Consider the following 19,600-nt stretch of genomic DNA (forward strand, 5'->3'; position numbering starts at 1 on the left):
AACGATGGAAGAAGCATACATCCGCAGGCGGAGTGGCTGGCAGCGCTTCTGGCGCCGGTTGCAGGTAACCGCACGGCGGGCCAACTTTTTCGCGCTTATGGCGGTTGCTGCGGCGATCGCCTTCGTCATCATGTCTTCGATCACGGTTTACACTGTGACACAGCCTGACGAAAAAGGTCAGCTCCTCTCCACCAATGTCACGGCCACGCTGCTGATTGGCACGCTGGTGCCGGCGATGGCACTGCTCGTCCTGCTAGGGCGCCGGCTTGCCCTGCAACGCGCTGCAGAAACGCTGGGCGGCACCGGTCGGTTGCACACGCAGTTGGTGTTCCTGTTTTCGATGATCGCCGCGATCCCGACGCTTCTCGTGGTGATTTTTGCGTCGTACCTGTTCCAGTCGGGCGTTGAGTTCTGGTTCTCTGACAAGTCACGCGGATTGCTGGAAAACGCCAACAAGCTCGCCGTCGGTTATTACGAACAGAACGTGCGCGATGTCGGCAATGAATCGATCATGATGGCGAGCGACCTGCACCAGTATCTCGCTCAGGTGCCGATCCTCAGCCCCGCGTTCCGCGAAGGCTATTCCTACCAGGTGCTCAACCGCCGGCTGAATGAAAGCGCGATCCTGCAGAAGGGTTCGGACGGCAAGCTACTCACCGTTGCTATCGTCGATCCCGAGGGCAATGCCAGCCGCGAACGTGTTCAACCTGCCGTCTTGTCCCGACTTGAAAAAGGTGAGCCGCTGGTCGTTACGGTCAATGCCAACCGGGTCGAGGCTGTCGTGCCGATCGACAAGCAGGCCGGAATTTACCTCTACGCAGCCCGCACATCCGACCTCTTGGCATTCAGCCAGGGCCAGCGGGCCGAAAATATCGTGCGCGATTATGAAGTGCTGACGGCGCGCGCGCGGCAATTGCAGCTGCGCTTCAACATCGCCCTGTTCGCCGCCTCGCTGGCTATCGTCGGGCTGGCCGTGTGGTTCGCACTGCGCTTTGCCGACCGGCAGGTGAAGCCGCTCTATGATCTTGTGTCCGCCGCGCGGCAGGTTGGTTCGGGCAATTTCTCGATGCGGGTCGAAGGACGTACCGGCGCGGATGAGGTGGGCCTGCTCAACCGCGCCTTCAACCGCATGACCGCTCAGCTTGAACGCCAGACGCAGGCGCTGGTCAGTGCCAACCAGCAGCTTCACGAACGCCGCGCCTTTATCGAAGCGGTGCTGGAATCGGTCTCCGCTGGCGTCATCTCGGTTGATGGCAAAGGCGTGATCCAGCTGATCAACAGCCCGGCCATGCGGCTGCTTTACGGCGATCAGGATGCAGAGCCGGTGAGCGAGAAGCTGGCCGATGCCGCTCCGCAATTTGCCGCGCTCATGGAAACCGGGCGCGATCAGGGTGTGATCCAGTACGGCAAGGGCGGAGATCTGCTTACCCTCGCGGTCAAGATCGCCAAGGACCGGGCTGGCCACGTGATATCATTCGAAGATATCACCCGCCAGGTGCTCGATCAGCGGCAGGCCGCATGGTCTGACGTTGCCCGCCGCATCGCGCATGAGATCAAGAACCCGCTCACCCCGATCCAGCTCGCCACCGAGCGGCTGAATCGGCGCTACAAGAAGCAGATCGTCAATGATCCCGAACTGTTCAGCGAACTGACCAGCACGATCATCCGTCAGGTCGGCGACTTGCGGAAGATGGTCGACGAGTTCTCCAGCTTTGCGCGGCTGCCCAAGCCGGTGTTCCGCAATGAGGACCCGGTCGATCTCGCCCGGCAGGCGCTGTTCCTGCAGGAAGTCGCGCGCCCCGATATCGATTTCAACTTCCGCGCCGAAACCGACGTTCCCGACCGCATCCTCTGCGACCGCCACCAGTACGGGCAGGCGATGACCAACGTCATCAAGAACGCCATCGAAGCGGTTGAAGCGCGGGCGCGCAACGCTTCGGCCGACTATCGCGGCAAGGTTTCGGTCGAGATGTGCGCCGAAAGCGAGCAGGTCGTCATCGCCGTGGCTGACAATGGCATCGGCCTACCGCAAGATCGTGAACGGATTGCCGAACCCTATGTCACCACGCGCGAAAAGGGCACCGGGCTCGGCCTCGCCATCGTCAAGAAGATCATCGAGGAACACGGCGGCATCATGACCTTCGCCTCGGTTGAGAGCGGCGGCACACTCGTCACCATGCGCTTTGCGCGTGACCCCTTGGCGCGGCGCCCCGCGTCCGAAGCTGCAGAATAGTTGAGAAGAGGAACTTATGGCGCTCGAAATTCTGATCGTCGACGATGAACGCGACATCCGCGATCTCGTCGCTGGAGTGCTCAGCGACGAGGGGTACGAATGCCGTACAGCCGGGGATAGCGGTGCCGCGCTCGCCGCGATTGACGAGCGCCGGCCCAGTTTGGTCCTGCTTGACGTCTGGCTCCACGGCAGCCCGATGGACGGGCTCGAAGTGCTCGACGCGATCAAGGCGCGCGAACCCGAACTGCCGGTGGTGATCTTTTCGGGCCACGGCAACATCGACACGGCTGTTTCCGCCATCAGCCGAGGCGCAATGGACTTCATCGAGAAGCCGTTCGAGGCCGAGCGCCTGCTGCTGCTCGTTGGCCGCGCTACCGAAACCGAGCGACTGCGCCGCGAGAATGCCCGCCTCAAGAAGGACCGGGTGCCCGAATACGAATTCACCGGCAATTCGAGCGCGATCAACCAGGTCCGCGCCACGCTGAAGCGCGTTGCCAACACCGGCAGCCGACTGCTGATCACCGGTCCGGCCGGTTCGGGCAAGGAAATCGCCGCCCGCCTGCTGCACGACTGGAGCCCGCGTTCCGCCAGCCCCTTCGTCAGCGTCAATTCGGCGCGCATCACGCCTGAACGCTTTGAACACGAACTGTTCGGCGAGGAACAGGATGGCAATCTCGTCCGTCCGGGCCTGCTTGAAATGGCCGACGGTGGCACGCTGTACTTCGATGAAGTTGCCGACATGCCGCTATCGACCCAGGCCCGTATCCTTCGCGTGCTGACCGAACAGGCGTTCGTCCGTGTTGGCGGCAACCGGCAGGTCCGCGTCGACGTGCGGGTGATTTCCTCGACATCAAGGGACCTCGAACGCGAAATCGCCGAGCGCCGCTTTCGCGAGGATCTGTTCTACCGGCTCAACGTGGTGCCGGTTCATGTGCCCGCATTGTCCGACCGGCGCGATGACATTCCCTCGCTCGTCGATCACTTCTTCACGCGCTACGCCGCCGATCAGGGGCTGGCCGCACCGGAGGTTTCATCCGAAGCCATGGCCGCGTTGCAGAGCTATGAATGGCCGGGCAACGTGCGCCAGTTGCGCAACGTGGTCGAACGCACAGTCATCCTCACCCCGCGCGACAAACTTGGCCGGGTAGAGGCCGATATGTTGCCGCCGGAAATCCTTTCCGGCCGGATCGCGGGCGAATCGGGCCTCTCAGCTCTGATGGGCGTGCCGCTTCGCGAAGCGCGAGAGAACTTCGAGCGCGAATATCTGCGCGTCCAGATTCGGCGGTTTTCCGGCAATATTTCCAAGACGGCAACTTTCATAGGGATGGAGCGTTCCGCCCTGCACAGGAAGCTCAAGCTGCTAGGAATGGTGGGTAAGGACTTTGAGGAAGAAGCCGAAGCCTGACGGAAATTGTGTAATATTATTGCCATTTTCCGCATTTACCCGAAGCCGGCTTGATAGTAGCATTCTTCAACCAAACGGCTGTTCACCCGCTTCGCAGGCGGGACGATCAGCCTGATCGCGGACCGTATAAACGGCCGCCAAAAAAGAGAAGGAAGTGAATGATGCCCGGACCGACCAAGACTCTGACTGCGCGCCCCAAGCCTGCTTCCGCTGCTGTTGAAAGCGAAGCGCCCGCCCCGGTAACGGCAGGGAAGGGCAGCCCCAACCTTCAGGACCAGTTTCTCAACCTGCTGCGCAAGAACAAGACCCCGGTGACGATGTTCCTCGTCAAGGGCGTCAAGCTGCAGGGCATCGTCACCTGGTTTGACAATTTCTCGATCCTGCTGCGCCGCGATGGCGCCTCGCAGCTGGTTTACAAGCACGCGATCAGTACGATCATGCCCAGCCAGCCGGTCGATGCGCGCCAGTTCTCCAGCGCGGAAGGCAACAAGCGGCAACGCCTGCTGCAGGACGTGTTCCTCGCCTCTATCCGCGCCGCCGGCGTGCAGGTGACGATGTTCCTGGTCAACGGTGTGATGTTGCAGGGCCGCGTTGCCGCCTACGACCTCTTCTGCATGCTTCTCGAACGCGAGGGCTATGTGCAGCTCGCCTACAAGCATGCGGTCTCGACGATCCAGCCGGTCACGCCGGTCGACCTCCAGGGCGAGGAAGACGAGGACGACTCCTGAACCAGGATGACGATCTCGTCGGCGAGGTAGCCCGCGGCGCGCGGGCCGTCGTCGTTTGCCCGGTGATCCGGGGCAGGGGCGGTGATGGCGATGCGCGGGTTGAGGAAGCGAAGGGCCTGGCGCTCGCCATCGGTCTCGAGGTCGTGGAAGCGATCATCATCTCGGTGCGCGAGCCGAAGGCTGGGACGCTGTTCGGCGAAGGCCAGATCCAGAACATTGCCACGGCCTGCACTCTGGGTGAGGCGGAACTGGTCGTCGTCGATGGCGCACTGACGGCGATTCAGCAGCGCAATCTTGAGGAAAAGCTCAAGCGCAAGGTGATTGACCGTACCGGGCTGATCCTCGAAATCTTCGGCGAACGCGCGCGAACGGCGGAAGGCCGGCTTCAGGTAGAGCTGGCGCACCTTGATTATCAGGCCGGACGGCTGGTGCGCAGCTGGACTCACCTCGAACGCCAGCGCGGCGGCTTCGGCTTCCTTGGCGGCCCCGGCGAAACCCAGATCGAATCCGACCGCCGGATGATCCGTGACCGCATGGCCCGGTTGCGGAGAGAGCTTGAACAGGTGCGCCGCACCCGCGGCCTGCACCGGTCGAGGCGCGGCAAGGCGCCCTGGCCGGTAGTTGCGCTGGTCGGCTATACCAACGCCGGCAAGTCCACACTGTTCAACCGGCTGACCGGGGCGGACGTAATGGCGGAGGACTTGCTCTTCGCCACGCTGGACCCGACGATGCGCGCAATCCGGTTGCCCGGCGTGGACAAGGCCATCCTGTCGGACACGGTGGGTTTCATTTCGGACCTGCCGACGCAGCTTGTCGCCGCTTTCCGTGCCACGCTGGAAGAGGTCACCGCGGCAGACGTGATCGTCCACGTGCGTGACATCGCCAATCCGGATAGCCAGGCGCAGAAGTCACAGGTGCTCGATGTGCTGGCGGAACTCGGCCTTGTCGAGACAGAGGAAGGCGAGGAGCCAAAGGCGCCGATTGTCGAGGTCTGGAACAAATGGGACCTGCTCGAACCTGATCGCATGGCTGACCTTGAAGAAGAGCGGGCACGCCGCAAGGGTGACAAGATCGTTACATTGTCGGCGCTTACGGGTGAAAACTGTGACGATCTGTTAGAAGTTCTCGGTCATATGCTCACAGCCGAAGCGCAGAGCTATGTTTTCGTGTTGCCCGCCAGTGACGGGCAACGAATTGCCTGGCTGCGCGCCCACGGTGATGTCATATCCGAAGACGAACTCGTGGCCGGCGACGAAATCGAGGAAGGGGAGCAGGGTCCCCAACGCCGCCTGACTGTGCGGCTCACCCCGCGCGAATTCGGCCGTTACTCACACCTCTGAAGCTTTGGCCTCAAGCCAGAGGGCTTCCTGTTCGTCGAGGCTGAGTGCGGCGAAATCTTGTCCGCGCGCGCTGGCCATCTGTTCCATTTGGCGGAACCGCCGTTCGAATTTGGCATTGCCCCGGCGCAGGGCATCTTCGGGCGCGATACCGTGCTTGCGGATCAGATTGACCGCCGCGAAGAGCAGGTCTCCCGCTTCCTCGACAGCATGATCGGGATCGCGCGCGTCAGCGAGTTCAGCCATCTCTTCAAGTACTTTGTCAGCTGGAGCTGACACGTCCGGCCAATCGAACCCGACCCGGGCCGCGCGCTTCTGCAGTTTTTCAGCGCGCATCAGCGCCGGCAGGGCGGCAGCCACGCCATCGAGCGCGCTGCTGGCGCCCTTGGCGGCGCGTTCCTGGGCCTTGAGCGATTCCCAGCGGACTTCACGGGACTGGCCAATGTCTGGCTGGTCGCCGAACACGTGCGGGTGGCGCGCGTGCATCTTGTCGCTGATGGCATTGGCCACGGCCGAAAAATCAAAGTGGCCAGCTTCTTCGGCGATGCGCGCGTGAAACACCACTTGCAGCAGCAGGTCGCCGAGTTCGTCCTTGAGCGCCGCCATATCGTCGCGCTCGATGGCGTCAGCGACTTCATAGGCTTCCTCGATCGTATAGGGCGCGATCGTTGCGAAAGTCTGGGCGACATCCCATTCGCAGCCGTCCTGCGGGTCGCGCAGGCGGGCCATGATCGAGAGAAGGCGGTTCAGAGGTTCTGACATATTAGATTGATAATATATATTATGTTAAATTAAGCACGACTGAAGGGGATGTCATTGCTCCACTCCCAGCTGTTTGAGCACGAAAACAAGCGCTACGAATATGCCGACCCAGGCCGCAGCCATGATCGCGGTCTCGCGCCTGGACTTGCGATAGCTGCCAAACGATCGCCATGCGAGAAAGCCGCACGCCGTCAGCGCGGCCAGCGAAACGAGCATGTCGCCGGTCATGCCGTTATCACCATGCCATCGTAGCCGACCAGCACATGATCCGGGATCTCACGGCTCAACGTCTGGTAGTCCATCGACTTGTCGAGATGGGTCAACACGGCCTTCTTGGCGCGCGTCGCATTGGCCAGTTCGATCGCCATTTCCAGGTGGCAATGCGTAGGATGCGGCTCGCGGCGCAGGCAATCAACCACGAGTACGTCGCAGCCGTAGAACAGATCGAGCATTTCCTTGGTAACGGCGCTGAAGTCTGTCGCGTAAACTATTGTCTTTCCGTTGCTATCGAAGCGAAAGCCGGTTGTTTCACTCGGCCCGTGCGGCATCTGCACGCTGGCCACGCCGATACCGGCGCAGATCCTAAGACGGTCGAGGCTTTCGAGCGAAATGATCGTCGGATAGCCGTGCTGCCCGGCAAAGGCATAGCCGAACCGCTGGCGCAGTATGCGCACGACATCGCTATGCGCGTAGCCCAGCAACGGCCCGCCTCGGCCATAGCGCAGGACGCGCAGATCATCGATGCCGTGGCAATGATCGGCGTGCTCATGAGTCCAGAAAATGCCGTCGATCCGGTCGATGTCATTGGCGAGTAACTGCGCGCGCAAGTCTGTTGAGGTATCGACCAGCAGCCGCGAACCATCATCGCTTTCGACCAGGATCGAAGCGCGCAGCCGCCGGTTGCGCGGCTCTTCGGGGTCGCAATCGCCCCAATCGTTGCCGACGCGCGGAACGCCGGTCGATGTGCCTGATCCAAGGATCAGCGCCTTCATGCGGCGGCTTTCGTGAACAGATTGAAGAAGTTCCGGCTGGTGGTAGCGCGCAGGTCTTCTTCCGAAACCCCGCGCAGGCCCGCAACGAAGCGCGCCGTATCGGCCACGAAAGCCGGCTCGCAGACCCTGCCGCGATGCGGGATCGGCGCGAGGAACGGCGCATCGGTTTCGACCAGCAACCTGTCCTCAGGCACTTCGGTGGCAACGGCCTGCAAGTCCTTGGCATTCTTGAACGTTATGATACCAGACAGCGATATCGTCAGCCCCATGTCGATCACCTTGCGGCCGAAATCGGCCGATGCCGTGAAACAGTGGATAAGCGCCGGGAAGGCCCCCTTCCCCATTTCGTCCGACAGGATCGCGGCGGTATCGTCTTCGGCATCGCGGGTATGGACGATCAGCGGCAGGCCGGTTTCGCGCGAAACGGCGATGTGCGTGCGGAACAGCGCCTGCTGGGTCTGCCGGTCGGAGTGATCGTAATAGTAGTCGAGCCCGGTCTCTCCGATGGCCACCACACGCGGGTGGGCGGCGGCTTCAAGCAGCGCAGCCTCGCCAAGATCGGCATGGGTGTCAGCCTCGTGCGGATGAATGCCCACGCTGGCCCAGACGTCGCTTTCCTGTTCGGCCAGCGCGATGATGTCGGCCCATTCGCGTTCGCGGGTCGAGATGTTGAGAAACCCGGTCACTCCGGCAGCGCGCGCGCGGGCCAGCACGGCCTGCTGCTCCTCAACAAGGCCTTTGTAATTCAGGTGGCAGTGCGAATCGATCAGCATCAGGCGTCTTCGGCCGGCAATTCGAGCCGGGGAAACAGCGGCGTCGGCGCGGCGAGGCGGAATTCGCCCTCGGCGAGCGGCGAATACCAATGCGAGCCGATTGCCTCATATGTTCGCAGGTCCGCCGCGATGCCCATGGCGTCAAGCAGCCGATCGGCGCTCGCCGGGATCACCGCGCGGGCGGCAACGGCCAGTTGCGCGATGCAGATGTAGAGCGTGGCCAGCACGGTTTCCATGCGCTCCGGGTCGGTCTTGCGGAGCGCCCAGGGGGCCTGCGCGTCGATATAGGCGTTGCAGGCGAAGACGGCCTGCGTCCATGTTTCCAGCGCTTGCGTTGGCGCCACAGCGTCAAACAAGGCGGGAATGTCGTGATGAACTGCCTTGCCAACCGCAGAAAAAAGCGCGTCATCGGCTGCATCGTGACCTGAAATGCGCGGCAGTGCGCCTTCGAGGTTCTTGGCGATAAAGCTCAGCGTGCGCTGCGCGAGATTGCCGAAAGCGTTGCCCAGTTCGCTGTTGCCGCGCAGGACAATGGCCTCGGGCGAATAGGATCCGTCCTGCCCGAAAGCGACTTCGCGCATCAGGAAATAACGCAGGACGTCGACGCCAAAACGATCCGCCAGTCCGAGCGGATCGGTGACATTGCCTAGCGACTTCGATTCCTTCTGCCCGCGATTGAGCAGGAAGCCGTGCCCGAACACCTGCTTGGGCAGCGGCAGCTTGGCGCTCATCAGGAAGGCCGGCCAGTAGACCGTGTGGAAGCGGACGATGTCCTTGCCAATCAGGTGGAGATCGGCTGGCCACCACTTGGCCATATCTTCGGTTTCTACAGGAAAACCAAGCCCCGTCAGATAGTTGGTTAGCGCATCGACCCAGACGTACATGACGTGCCCGGATTCTGCTTGAGCGTCGCTGCCGGGAACCTTGACGCCCCAGTCAAAGCTCGTGCGCGAAACGGAAAGATCGCGCAGTCCGCCTTCCACAAAGCGCAGGACTTCATTGCGGCGGCTGTCAGGCTGGAGGAATTCCGGGTGGTCGCGGTACAATGCGAGCAGCGGTTCGCCGTACTTCGAAAGGCGGAAGAACCAGCTTTCCTCGACCGTCCACTCGACCGGGGTACCCTGCGGCGAGAGCTTCTGCCCCCCTTCTCCGTCGGTCAGCTCGCTTTCGTCGTAATAGGCCTCGTCGCGGATCGAGTACCAGCCTTCGTAGCGATCGAGATAGAGGTCGCCATTGGCCTCCATCCGCCGCCACAGGGCCTGGCTGGCCGTGTGGTGGCGGGACTCGGTCGTGCGCATGAAAACGTCATAACTGACATTCAATGCGTCACACATTTCAATGAAATACTGAGACATTTCATCGCAGAGCGCTTGCGGCGTCATATTCAGCTCGCGCGCCTTTTGCGCCATCTTCAGGCCGTGTTCGTCGGTCCCCGTCTGGAATCGCACGTCGCGCCCGCGCATGCGCTGGTGGCGGGCGATGACATCGGCCGCAATCGCCTCATAGGCGTGGCCGATATGCGGCTTGCCGTTGGGATAAGAGATCGCCGTGGTAATGTAATAGGGATCGGCCATTGCCGGTGGGGTACTTTCAAAGCTGCAAGTCAGGCCGTCTCTCTAGGCATGGCTGCCGAGGCCAGCAACCCGCCAATTTCCATAGCCAGCAGGCCAGCATCGAAATTGTGCGTCGGAACCAGCGCGGTCAGGCTTGAAAGCTCGGCATGGGCAGCGATCACGCGCGACTGCTGCGCGGGGCTGGCGACGCGCAACATCCCGGTGAGCACGGCGCGGGCAAGGTCGAGCGTGGCCAGTTGCCGTTCCCGATCGGGCCGGGCGCCGATCAGGGCGGAAAACTCGCCGCGCAGGGCAAAGTGCTCGTCGCCTTCCTGAACCAGCCGGCCCATGATCCGGTGGAGGGGCGCGAGATCCTGATCGACGAAGCCGAGCGCCGCCCCCGGCGATCCCCCCGCGGCGGCAATCGCGGCGCTGCGGGTCGCAGCGTCGGCTTCGGGCGCTTCGAGGGCGAGGATGCGCTCCATTTCGGCATCGCTGATCGCCGGAAAGCGCAGGACGCGGCAGCGTGAGCGGATGGTCGGCAACAGCCGCGCCGGTCGGTGCGTGACGAGCAGGAAGAAGGTGCCGACGGGCGGTTCCTCCAAGCTTTTGAGCAGCGCATTGGAGGCCGCGCGCTCCAGATCGTCCGCCGGATCGAAAATCACCGCCCGGCGGCTGCCCAGCGTGGGCCGTGTGGTCAGGCGGCGCTGGAGGGCGCGCACTTCCTCGACCGGGATCGAGCGCTTGCGCTTCACATCTGGATCGCCCGCCTCGGCCTTTTTTTCCTCGCCTTTTTCGGGCGGGTGTTCGGGGATGAGGATGTCCGGGTGGTGGTCCCAAGCAGGTTGCGAAACGCCCGCCTGCGCCACCAGTTCGGCAGCGGCGGCGCGGGCGAACAGGCCTTTGCCGGTGCCTTTCGAGCCGACCAGCATCCACGCGTGGTGCATCCGGTCGCCCGCCATGGCACGGCGCCATTCGCGCCATGCCTCCTCATGGCCGACCAGCGTCATGTCAGCGGCTCGATGGCTGAAAGGATCGCGCGATGAATCGTCTCGGCATCGCCATTGCCGTCAATCAGGGCAAAGCGTTCGGGCTGCTCGGCGGCAAAGCGGGCAAAAGCGGCGGCGACGCGGGCGTGGAACTCTGCCGGGCGGCCGCCGATGCGGTCCGAAACGTCGCCATCGCGCGCGGATAGCCTTCCTTCTGCGACTTCAGGCCTGACCTCGATCAGCAGCGTCAGGTCGGGCAGCAGACCCTGGCTGCCGATGCGGTGGAGTTCCATCACCTCTTCATCGGAAAGGCCGCCGCCACCGCCCTGATAGGCGCGGCTTGAATCGACGAAGCGGTCGCAGATTACCCATGCGCCACGAGTCACTGCAGGCACGATCAGCCGCTCGACATGGTCCGATCGTGCAGCAGCGAACAGCAACGCCTCGGCGCGCGGGTTCCAGCCATCGCCGTCCAGCCCGAGCAGCAGCCCCCGGATCGCCTCGGCACCCGCCGTGCCGCCCGGTTCGCGCGTGGTGACAACTTCAAGGCCGCGTTCGCGCAAAGCCTCTGCCAGCAAGCGGGCTTGCGTGCTTTTGCCCGCCCCTTCCCCGCCTTCAAGCGCGATGAAGCGACCGCGGGTGGTCACAGCAGCGGGCTCACGATGCCGTTGCGCAGTCGGGCCAGCCAGCCAGCCGGCGCGACGTCAGCCCCGGCGAACAGCGGCACGCGGTGCGGTTCGCCCTTGCCGGTGGTAATTTCGAGCGCGGCGATCATGCTTCCCTTTTTCACCGGAGCCTGGATCGGACCTTCATAGACGATGCGCACATGCACGTCGCCTCCCGCATCGCGCGGCATGGTAATGCCGAAGGCGGCTGGCGCGACGAGCGGCACGGTGAGGTTCTCACCGCCCTGCACCCGCGCTTCGCCCACGCGCGAACCCGGCGCAAAGATCGGGCGATTGGAAAAGGCGGAGAAGCCCCATTCCATCAGCGCCGCGGCGGCCTTGTCGCGTTCCTTGCCCCGGTCGACCCCGGCTACGACCATGACCAGCCGCCGCCCGTCGCGCTCTGCCGATCCAAGATAGCCGAAGCCGGCCTGATTGGTGAACCCGGTCTTGATCCCGTCTGCGCCGCGCAATTTGCCGATCAGCGGATCGTGATTCCGTTTGCTCCTGTCGTCCCATTGCAGCGACTTGTGACCAATATAGTGGCTGTAAAGGTCCGGATGGGCGGAAACCATGGCCGTGGCTAGCGTGACAAGATCGCGCGCGGTGACATAGGTTTCGCCTTGGTCCATCCAGCCATTGGGCGTGCCGAAATGGCTGTTGGACATGCCGAGCTGCCGGGCATCGGCATTCATCAGCGTGATCCAGTTATCTACAGATCCGGCCGCGCCTTCGCCCAGGACCGCTGCCGCATCGTTCGCCGATATGTTGGCGATTGCGAGGACCAGCGTTTCAACCGTGGCCTGCTTGGTCAGGTCCAGTTCGAGTGACGTGCCGACATTGTGCCACTTGCGATAGGCCTCGGGGCTCATCACCATTGGCTGTTCGGGCTTGATCCGGCCTGCCTTGAGCAGATCGAAGGCGGTATAAAGCGTCATCACCTTGGTGATCGAGGCGGGCAGGAACCGGCGATCGGGCTCTTTTGAATAGAGCACTTGTCCGGATCCGACATCGACGAGGAAGGCGATCGGGATCGTGTCCAGCTCAGCCGGGGGATGGGTGCGGTCGCCCACGGCAATCGGTGTGGCCGTGACTTCGGGCGCATCGGTCACGGCAACGATGACGCGAGTCGGTTCGGACAGCAGCGGTGAACCGAGCAGCGGCAGCGCCGCCAGGGCCAACATCAGCTTGAGCTTTGTCTTCAACAGGACACCCGCACTCTTACCGCGCAGGCCTGATCAGACGTCAGGACGCGGTCTGGATTCGTGCCTCGCTATAGCCAGCCGCCTTCGCCTTGGCGAGCGCGGCTTCGGCTTGTCCACGGCTGGTGAACGGCCCCATGCGGACACGGAACAGCTTGCCGGCAGGCGCCACGCCGGCGCCAAGTTTGCGGGCGATTTCGTTAGACCTGGCCTCACTGGAAAACGCACCGATCTGGACGACGAGCGAGCCCGAAGACTTGGCTGCGGGTGGGGCCTTTTGCGGCGGTGCTGCCGCCTGAACTGGTGCAGCGTTCGGCGCAGGCTTGGGTGTAGCTGCGACCGGGGTAGCCTTGGGTGTCGACACCCGCGGGCTGGTCGGTACGGGCGGGTTAGCAGCAATTGGCGGAGTGACCGCGGCGCCTATCACCTTGGGCAGCGGCAAGAGGACCGGCGCGGCCGCCGGATCGAGCTTGCGGCGCAGCACGGCGACCAAGGACTGCGGCGTATCCATGCGCAGCGGCGCGGCGCGGCCATCGCGCAGGGCGGCGCGTTCGGCCTCGGGCGGGTTGACCCGGCGTATGCGGATCGCGGTGCGGCTTGCGGTGACGCCAAGCTGGGCGGCGGCATCGGGCGACAGATCGACGATGTTCGGCCCGTCCATCGGTCCCCGTCGCGTAACGCGCACAAGGATTGTGCGGCCGGAATCGAGCGAGGTTACCTCGGCATAGCTTGGCATCGGTAGTGTGCGGTGCGCGATGCTGATGCCTGTGCCCCCGCCCACGCCGGCATAGCCGACCTGATCGAAGTTCAGCTTGTCCTGCGGGGTATAGGTCACGCCATCGACCACGAAGGGATCACCCAGCACCATCGGATAGTCGGCCGCCGGGCCGCTTGTAGGAGCAAGCACGACAGCGCGCTTGTCCCCCGCGTGAGCGGCGGTGGCGAACAACAAGGTAGTAAGGGTCAGCGCCGCAAAGCGGTTAACGGGCAATCTCATCTGCAAGCAATCCCACGGAAAGAGCGTAGAAGTTCGAGCAGTTGTAATGGAGGATAACCCGATAATTCCCGGTTAACAGGTAAGCCGGCGCGCCCGGGCCATCGGGTTCGAACAGCGCGGCCATCACCGAATCGCCGACCGGAGCCAGCGGCGTTATGCCGCGTGACTTCCATTCCGACACCGGCATCCACCGCGAATGGCGGGCATGGACACGCGGACAGGACGGGGATTTGACCTTGCCGGCAACCGAGGCACGGTCGAACTCGGCAGGAACGGCGGCCTGAACGCCCCACGGCTGACCGGGACGCCAGCCAGCATCGCGGAAATAGTTGGCGATCGAGGCGAGCGTATCAGGCTGCGAATGCCAGATGTCGCGGTCCCCATCACCGTCGCCGTCGACAGCGAGGCGCAGGTACATGCTGGGCAGGAACTGCGGATTTCCGAAGGCGCCGGCCCACGATCCCTTGAGCCGGTCGCGCGGCACGCCGCGGTCCGCCATCTTGAGAACAGCGACGAATTCCTCGGCAAACAGCTCGCGCCGACGGCCTTCGAAAGCGAGCGTTGCGAGTGCGCGCGCCAGATCGAAATCGCCCTTGTAGCTGCCGTAATTGCTCTCATGCCCGAATATGGCGAGGAGAATCGGGGCCGGAACGCCGTATTGCGCCTCGATCGAGGGGGCAAAGCTAGCGACCTGTTGATAGACGCGGCGGCCCCCGTTGATACGCGCGGCATCGACATGGGTGCGGCGGTAAGGTTCGAAGCGGGGAATGGCGCTGGTCGAACTTGACCCCGGCTGCGAGCGATCAAGCGCAACCACGCGCGGATTTTCGGTCAGGCCTTCGGTAAAGGCTCGGATCGTCCGCTCGCTCACCCCTTCGGCCCGCGCGCGTGCGGCGAGTAGCTGGACATAGCCCTGGAAGGCGGCATTGTTTGGAGCCTGCTCCTCAGGCGCGGGGTTTTCCGGCAGGGGCTGGACAACCGGCACGGAAACGCTCCCCGACGATTGCGCCGCCATTTGCTGGGGCCCGAGCAATGTCGCTGCGGCAAAAACCCCTGTCAGGCGAAAGATCTGCTGAATTCCAATCATTGCCCCAACAATTGCACAGTCAGGCCGCAAAGGGAATTGCACTCGTCGCAGACTGCCGCTAGCCGCGTCCATCTGGGCATTCGGGCGTTGAGTTCGAACCGGATGCGGAAGAGTGGCCGAGCGGTTTAAGGCACTGGTCTTGAAAACCAGCGATGGGGAAACCTATCCGTGGGTTCGAATCCCACCTCTTCCGCCAGATTTGCCATTTCCAAACGCGCAAAAAGACCCGGCACCGAAACCGGTACCGGGCCTTTCTGGGGGGCGTCAGCCTGTCCGAGCGCTTACTTGAGAAGCGATAGAACGTTCTGCTGTGCCTGGTTGGCCTGCGCAATCATCGCGGTCGAGGCTTGGCTGAGGATCTGCGCCTTGGCGAGCATGGTGGTTTCGGCCGAATAGTCGGCGTCCATGATGCGGCTGCGGGCATCTGACAGGTTGGTCGAGTTCGACGTCAGATTGTTGATTGCCGACTGCAGCTGGCTTTCACCGCCGCCAAAGGCCGCGTTGGTGTTGGCCACTTCGGCCAGCGCCGCATCGACATTGGCCATGGTGGTCACGGCCAGCGCCGATGTCGAAACGTCAAGCGCGGTGGCATCAATATTGGTGCCGTCGATGGCAAGGCTGGTGACCGAGATGACGTCGGCAGCATTGGCGCCGGCCTGGATGTCGAAGGTGATGTCGGTGCCAGCAGTGGTGCTGAACAGGGCAACGCCGTTGAATTCGGTATTGGCGAGGACCGAGCCGACTTGCAACGTCAGCGAGCTGACTTCCTGCTGCATGTTGGCGCGGTCGGCAGCCTGATAGGTGCCTGATGCAGACTGGACGGCGAGTTCGCGGACCCGCTGCAGCATGTTTGTCACTTCGTTCAGAGCGCCTTCTGCCGTCTGGGCGAGGCTGATGCCGTCGTTGGCGTTGCGGACGCCCTGCTGCATGCCGGTGATCTGCGAGGTCATCGAGGTCGAGATGGCAAGGCCGGCGGCGTCGTCCTTGGCGGAATTGATGCGCTTGCCGGTAGCGAGGCGCTGCATGGCGGTGCCCTGCATGAGCGCGGCGGAATTCGAAGCATTGGCAGCGCGCATGGCGCTGATATTGGTATTGATGACAGTCATGGTCTAAAACCCCCCGGGTATAGGAACCTGCGATGCTCTTCCGGACCATCCGGCCGAGCTGTCATGGGTAAGACCGGCAAGGGCGCGCCAAAGTTAAGTGCCGTTTGCCCGCCAGCGCAACATCTCGGCAGTTTTTAGGGCGCTGGAATTAATGCTACGCTTGAGGTAGCATTAATTCGAGAACACATCCGGGAGAGATTCGATGCTCAACAACCAGGCCGCCCAGTGGGACATGGAAGCCGACTTCGTTTCGATCGGTTCGGGTGCGGGCGGCCTTGCCGGAGCGATCGCCGCGCATGATGCGGGCGGCAGCGCCATCGTGCTTGAGCGCACCAGCAAGGTGGGCGGGGTTACGGCGCTGTCGATGGGTGAAGTCTGGGTGCCGGGCAATCGCTATGCCGCCGCGTTGGGAGTCGAGGATTCGCCGGGCAAGGGGTTTGAATACCTCCGCCGCCTGTCGATGGGCCACGCCGATGAGCGGGCGATCCTGAACTTCGTGCTCCATGCGCGCGAGGCGCTGGCCTGGTTCGAGGAACACACCGACCTGCGGATGAAGGCGATCCGCCACTGCCCGGACTACTTTTATGGCGTCGATCCCGATGGCGTGCCCGAAGGCCGCTTGCTGGAAATAGAGCCCTTCCCCGCCGCCACATTGGGCGAATGGGCCGAACAGACGCGGATTTCGCCGCAGATGCCGTTCGGCTTCACGCACGATGACATGTACGAATTCGGCGGCACCGCGCACCTCGCCAAGTGGGACTTCTCCCGCCTGGCCGAGCGGATGGAGCGCGATGAGCGCTGCCTCGGCCCGGGTCTCGCGGCCGCCTTCGTCAAAGCGGCGGTCGATCGCGGCATCCCGCTGCTGACCGGGGCCGAGGCAGTCGAACTGTTCAGCGATGGCACCCGGATCACCGGAGTGCGCGTGATCCATGACGGCCGCGAACTGGCGATCCGGGCAGACAAGGGCGTGCTGATCGCGGTCAGCAGCTATGAACGGCGCGAGGATTACAACCGCAGCCTGAGCCAGCAGGTCGATGCCGGATCGCTGGTGTTCTCGGCCGTCGACGGCGCGAATTTCCGCCTCGCCTGCCCCTTCAACGCGCGGATTTCACGCGTACCCGATATTTCGCTGCTCGGTGTGAGCCTGCCCAACGAGGAGGACGAGGAAGGCCATCCGATGTACCGCAGCGCCATGGCGGTGATCGGGCTGCCGCACGTCATCGTGGTCAACCGTTCGGGGCAGCGGTTCGCCAATGAATCGTTCTACCGCGATTACGGCTTCAAGCTCGATCTGGTGGACGGCAATACCCAGACCCAGCCGAACTATCCGTGCTGGGCGATTATGGACAGCCAGGCGCGGGAAAATTACCCCTTCGCCGGGCTGATGCCGGGACAGGAAGTGCCCGAGGGTGTTGGCCATACCGCCGATACGCTTGAGGAACTGGCCAACCTCGCCGGCATCGATCCGGCTGGACTAGTGGCGGCGGTGGCGCGGTTCAATCCGCTGGCCGATCAGGGCGTTGACCCCGACCATCACCGTGGCACCCATCCGTGGAGCGCATGGATGGCCGGCGACCGGTTCCACCAGCCCAACCCGAACCTCGGCTCGCTGGTGAAGGCACCGTTCCACGCCATCCAGCTGAAACGCATGTCCGGCTCGGCCATTCCCGCCACCGGCCTGCTGGCGGACGAGCATTGCCGGATCATGTCATGGGCCGATGCGCCGATCGAGGGGCTATACGGCGCAGGTAACTCGCTGGCGCGGATCGAAACCGGCGGCATGATGCAGAGCGGCATCTCCAACGCGCGCGGGATCACCACCGGCTGGCTCGCAGCCCGCCACGCCATGGGTCAGCCGAGTACCTTGCTTGCCGAAGAACTGGCGCGCCGGGCATGATTGAAACGACGCAAGGCACCGTGATTGCCGCGCCCATTGGTGCGGTGTGGGACTTTGTTTCCGACATTTCCGGCTGGGCCCCCCTGATGCCGGGGATGCAGCACGTCGAGATGATCGACGCTGATCACTCGCGATGGGTGCTCAAGGTCGGGGTTGGCGGACTGGTGCGCACGGTCAAGGTCGATGTCTCGGTCGATCGCTGGGCTGGCCCCGGCGAGGTCGACTTTACCTATGCGCTGACCAGCGATCCGGTCAAAGGGAGCGGCACCTACCGCGCCGTAGCTCAAGGCGCTGGTGAAACCGCAATCGAGCTGCACGTGAAGGTCGAAGGCAGCGGGCCAATGGCACCGATGTGGGAAGCGATGGGCCGGCCGCTGTTGCCTCAGCTCGCCAAAGCCTTTGCCGGTGCTCTCAAGGCGCAGATCGAAGCGGCGGCTTCGCCCGTCGCGGCGGCAGGTCCGGGGCCTGTCTCGATTGTGGACCGCTTCTTTGCGTGGCTGCACAGGCGGCTAGGACTGTCCTGACCGAAACTGTGCTATGGGCCTCCACACGAATCCGTGGGGGTATCCGTGCAAGTGCATATTTTTCGCAGAAATTTGCCGATCGTCGCCGTGTTGCTCTGCATGGGATCGGGCCCGCTGCACGCTGCTCAGGGCGGTGAGGACACGTTTGTTTACACGGTGAAGCGATCCGACACGCTTTACGGCCTCGCACAAGGCTATCTGATCGGGCCAAATGCCTGGCGCGAAGTGCAAGCTGCGAACCGCGTTCGCATCCCCCGGAACATGCCGGTCGGCTACCGTCTTGCGATTCCGCGCCGCCTGCTGAAGTTCACGCCGGTTGCGCTGCGCGTGCAGACCTTTTCCGGCCCGGTTGCAGTTTCCGGCGCAGAGATGCGCAAGGGCCTTGAACTGGCTGAGGGCAGCGTGATCACCACCGGGGCGAACGGCTTCGTGGTGATCTCTGGCGCCGATGGATCGCGCATTGCCCTGCCTTCCAACACTCGGGTGAAGATCGGGCAGGCGCGGAAATATCTGCTGATGCCGGCTACCGATATCGAACTGCAGGTCGATCGCGGCAAGGCCGAGGTTCAGGCGGCGAAGCAGGCGCCAGACAGCCGTTTCCGCGTCCGCACACCGGTTGCAGTCACCGCCGTGCGCGGCACCGTTTTCCGCGCTGGCTATTCCGAGGAAGCCGCCAGTTCGGCCAGCGAGACGATCGAAGGGGAAGTCGCGGTCGCTGCCGGCAAGGCCGAGCTGGCCGTGCCCGCCGGCTTCGGAGCTGCGGCAAAGGCAGGCCGCGGCTTGGCCAAGGAAGCCCTGCTCCCCGCCCCGACCCTCGCCGATCCCGCCAAGGTCCAGACCGAAGTGCAGGTTTCATTTGATTTCAAGCCGATAGAACGTGCGCAAAGCTACCGTATCCAAGTCGCCCGTGATGCCGGGTTTCTTGAAGTGATCGCCGAACTTCAGGCGCAACGGCCCCATGCCGAATTCGAAGGCCTGACGAACGGCATGTACTTCGTGCGCGCCGCTGGTTTTTCCGCTGCCGGTTTGCAGGGGTTGGAAGAAGCCTATGCCTTCCGCCGCCAGCGGCTGGGCCTCGCCGCCGATGCCGGGCAAGCCGGCTTGCCTGGAGGATTCCGCTTTGCCTGGCAGTCGGAAGGCGAAGGGACCTCGCTGTTCCGCTTCCAGCTGTTTAACACCAGCGATGATGGTCTGCCGCTGGTGGACGAACCGGCACTCGGCAAGCCCGAGATGACCATCACCGGGCTGCGGCCGGGTGCCTATCGCTGGCGGGTCGGGGTGATCCAGACTACGCCGGATGGTTCGGCTCAGGTGTGGCTGCCGTTCCAGAAGCTGACGGTCGGCGGCTGA

At 63.5% G+C, this 19,600-nt stretch carries 18 protein-coding genes and 1 tRNA gene; 8 read left to right on the top strand and 11 right to left on the bottom strand.

Going from position 1 to position 19,600, the window contains the following annotated elements; all coding sequences use genetic code 11:
* The first annotated feature begins 4 nt into the window (after positions 1-4).
* From RMO89_RS05045 to hflX, 4 genes are all read left to right on the top strand, one after another.
* On the top strand, positions 5-2,233 hold the full coding sequence (locus RMO89_RS05045) for an ATP-binding protein (protein WP_310531605.1): 2,229 nt from the start codon (positions 5-7) through the stop codon (positions 2,231-2,233).
* 16 nt (positions 2,234-2,249) lie between these two features.
* Positions 2,250-3,638 (top strand): sigma-54 dependent transcriptional regulator, encoded by a 1,389-nt coding sequence (locus RMO89_RS05050; RefSeq protein ID WP_310531606.1) that lies wholly within the window; start codon positions 2,250-2,252, stop codon positions 3,636-3,638.
* 161 nt (positions 3,639-3,799) lie between these two features.
* Entirely contained in the window at positions 3,800-4,366 is a 567-nt protein-coding gene (gene hfq, locus RMO89_RS05055; RefSeq protein WP_310531607.1) for an RNA chaperone Hfq, read from the top strand.
* Positions 4,363-5,706, top strand: coding sequence for a GTPase HflX (hflX, locus tag RMO89_RS05060; protein WP_409035517.1), 1,344 nt, complete (start codon positions 4,363-4,365; stop codon positions 5,704-5,706). Before hfq ends, hflX begins: the two co-directional genes overlap by 4 nt.
* Here the strand turns inward: hflX and mazG are convergent.
* From mazG to RMO89_RS05110, 10 genes are read right to left on the bottom strand one after another with little or no spacing between them, the layout of a single operon-like run.
* Positions 5,695-6,465 (bottom strand): nucleoside triphosphate pyrophosphohydrolase, encoded by a 771-nt coding sequence (gene mazG / locus RMO89_RS05065; protein WP_310531609.1) that lies wholly within the window; start codon positions 6,463-6,465, stop codon positions 5,695-5,697. The genes hflX and mazG overlap by 12 nt on opposite strands.
* Positions 6,466-6,516: 51 nt before the next feature.
* Positions 6,517-6,693 (bottom strand): hypothetical protein, encoded by a 177-nt coding sequence (locus RMO89_RS05070; RefSeq protein ID WP_310531610.1) that lies wholly within the window; start codon positions 6,691-6,693, stop codon positions 6,517-6,519.
* A complete protein-coding gene (locus RMO89_RS05075) occupies positions 6,690-7,457 on the bottom strand; it encodes an MBL fold metallo-hydrolase (protein WP_310531612.1) in 768 nt (255 codons plus the stop codon). Before RMO89_RS05075 ends, RMO89_RS05070 begins: the two co-directional genes overlap by 4 nt.
* The gene (locus RMO89_RS05080; RefSeq protein ID WP_310531613.1) at positions 7,454-8,230 is read right to left on the bottom strand and encodes a TatD family hydrolase; all 777 of its coding nucleotides are present in this window, start codon (positions 8,228-8,230) and stop codon (positions 7,454-7,456) included. Before RMO89_RS05080 ends, RMO89_RS05075 begins: the two co-directional genes overlap by 4 nt.
* Positions 8,230-9,804, bottom strand: a complete 1,575-nt coding sequence (metG, locus tag RMO89_RS05085; RefSeq protein ID WP_310531614.1) for a methionine--tRNA ligase — start codon at positions 9,802-9,804, stop codon at positions 8,230-8,232. Before metG ends, RMO89_RS05080 begins: the two co-directional genes overlap by 1 nt.
* Before the next feature lie 29 nt (positions 9,805-9,833).
* The gene (locus RMO89_RS05090) at positions 9,834-10,793 is read right to left on the bottom strand and encodes a DNA polymerase III subunit delta' (RefSeq protein WP_310531616.1); all 960 of its coding nucleotides are present in this window, start codon (positions 10,791-10,793) and stop codon (positions 9,834-9,836) included.
* A complete protein-coding gene (tmk, locus tag RMO89_RS05095; RefSeq protein ID WP_310531617.1) occupies positions 10,790-11,419 on the bottom strand; it encodes a dTMP kinase in 630 nt (209 codons plus the stop codon). Before tmk ends, RMO89_RS05090 begins: the two co-directional genes overlap by 4 nt.
* Positions 11,416-12,642 (bottom strand): D-alanyl-D-alanine carboxypeptidase family protein, encoded by a 1,227-nt coding sequence (locus RMO89_RS05100; RefSeq protein WP_310531619.1) that lies wholly within the window; start codon positions 12,640-12,642, stop codon positions 11,416-11,418. The genes tmk and RMO89_RS05100 overlap by 4 nt, the downstream gene beginning before the upstream one ends.
* Before the next feature lie 40 nt (positions 12,643-12,682).
* Complete coding sequence (locus RMO89_RS05105; RefSeq protein ID WP_310531620.1) at positions 12,683-13,636, bottom strand: SPOR domain-containing protein; 954 nt, start codon at positions 13,634-13,636, stop codon at positions 12,683-12,685.
* Positions 13,620-14,651, bottom strand: coding sequence for a lytic murein transglycosylase (locus RMO89_RS05110; RefSeq protein ID WP_310531621.1), 1,032 nt, complete (start codon positions 14,649-14,651; stop codon positions 13,620-13,622). Before RMO89_RS05110 ends, RMO89_RS05105 begins: the two co-directional genes overlap by 17 nt.
* 178 nt (positions 14,652-14,829) lie before the next feature.
* On the opposite strand from RMO89_RS05110, the gene RMO89_RS05115 reads away from it, so the two are divergent.
* Positions 14,830-14,919, top strand: a tRNA-Ser gene (locus tag RMO89_RS05115).
* A gap of 85 nt (positions 14,920-15,004) precedes the next feature.
* Here the strand turns inward: RMO89_RS05115 and RMO89_RS05120 are convergent.
* Positions 15,005-15,829, bottom strand: coding sequence for a flagellin (locus RMO89_RS05120; protein ID WP_310531622.1), 825 nt, complete (start codon positions 15,827-15,829; stop codon positions 15,005-15,007).
* A 202-nt stretch (positions 15,830-16,031) separates the two neighbouring features.
* On the opposite strand from RMO89_RS05120, the gene RMO89_RS05125 reads away from it, so the two are divergent.
* The 3 genes from RMO89_RS05125 (at position 16,032) to RMO89_RS05135 (ending at position 19,600) form a co-directional block, all read left to right on the top strand.
* Positions 16,032-17,726 carry an FAD-binding protein gene (locus RMO89_RS05125; protein WP_310531623.1) on the top strand — a complete coding sequence of 565 codons (1,695 nt, stop codon included), beginning with the start codon at positions 16,032-16,034 and terminating at the stop codon, positions 17,724-17,726.
* On the top strand, positions 17,723-18,250 hold the full coding sequence (locus RMO89_RS05130; protein ID WP_310531624.1) for an SRPBCC family protein: 528 nt from the start codon (positions 17,723-17,725) through the stop codon (positions 18,248-18,250). Before RMO89_RS05125 ends, RMO89_RS05130 begins: the two co-directional genes overlap by 4 nt.
* 99 nt (positions 18,251-18,349) lie before the next feature.
* Positions 18,350-19,600, top strand: a complete 1,251-nt coding sequence (locus RMO89_RS05135; protein ID WP_310531626.1) for a FecR domain-containing protein — start codon at positions 18,350-18,352, stop codon at positions 19,598-19,600.

It is taken from the genome of Novosphingobium sp., from assembly GCF_031424035.1.
GTDB lineage: Bacteria > Pseudomonadota > Alphaproteobacteria > Sphingomonadales > Sphingomonadaceae > Novosphingobium.

Coding starts and splice junctions, on each gene's coding strand:
- RMO89_RS05045 (WP_310531605.1), top strand. CDS start 5: ATGGAAGAAGCATACATCCGCAGGCGGAGTGGCTGGCAGCGCTTCTGG.
- RMO89_RS05050 (WP_310531606.1), top strand. CDS start 2,250: ATGGCGCTCGAAATTCTGATCGTCGACGATGAACGCGACATCCGCGAT.
- hfq (WP_310531607.1), top strand. CDS start 3,800: ATGCCCGGACCGACCAAGACTCTGACTGCGCGCCCCAAGCCTGCTTCC.
- mazG (WP_310531609.1), bottom strand. CDS start 6,465: ATGTCAGAACCTCTGAACCGCCTTCTCTCGATCATGGCCCGCCTGCGC.
- RMO89_RS05070 (WP_310531610.1), bottom strand. CDS start 6,693: ATGACCGGCGACATGCTCGTTTCGCTGGCCGCGCTGACGGCGTGCGGC.
- RMO89_RS05075 (WP_310531612.1), bottom strand. CDS start 7,457: ATGAAGGCGCTGATCCTTGGATCAGGCACATCGACCGGCGTTCCGCGC.
- RMO89_RS05080 (WP_310531613.1), bottom strand. CDS start 8,230: ATGCTGATCGATTCGCACTGCCACCTGAATTACAAAGGCCTTGTTGAG.
- metG (WP_310531614.1), bottom strand. CDS start 9,804: ATGGCCGATCCCTATTACATTACCACGGCGATCTCTTATCCCAACGGC.
- RMO89_RS05090 (WP_310531616.1), bottom strand. CDS start 10,793: ATGACGCTGGTCGGCCATGAGGAGGCATGGCGCGAATGGCGCCGTGCC.
- RMO89_RS05105 (WP_310531620.1), bottom strand. CDS start 13,636: ATGAGATTGCCCGTTAACCGCTTTGCGGCGCTGACCCTTACTACCTTG.
- RMO89_RS05110 (WP_310531621.1), bottom strand. CDS start 14,651: ATGGCGGCGCAATCGTCGGGGAGCGTTTCCGTGCCGGTTGTCCAGCCC.
- RMO89_RS05120 (WP_310531622.1), bottom strand. CDS start 15,829: ATGACTGTCATCAATACCAATATCAGCGCCATGCGCGCTGCCAATGCT.
- RMO89_RS05125 (WP_310531623.1), top strand. CDS start 16,032: ATGCTCAACAACCAGGCCGCCCAGTGGGACATGGAAGCCGACTTCGTT.
- RMO89_RS05130 (WP_310531624.1), top strand. CDS start 17,723: ATGATTGAAACGACGCAAGGCACCGTGATTGCCGCGCCCATTGGTGCG.
- RMO89_RS05135 (WP_310531626.1), top strand. CDS start 18,350: ATGGGATCGGGCCCGCTGCACGCTGCTCAGGGCGGTGAGGACACGTTT.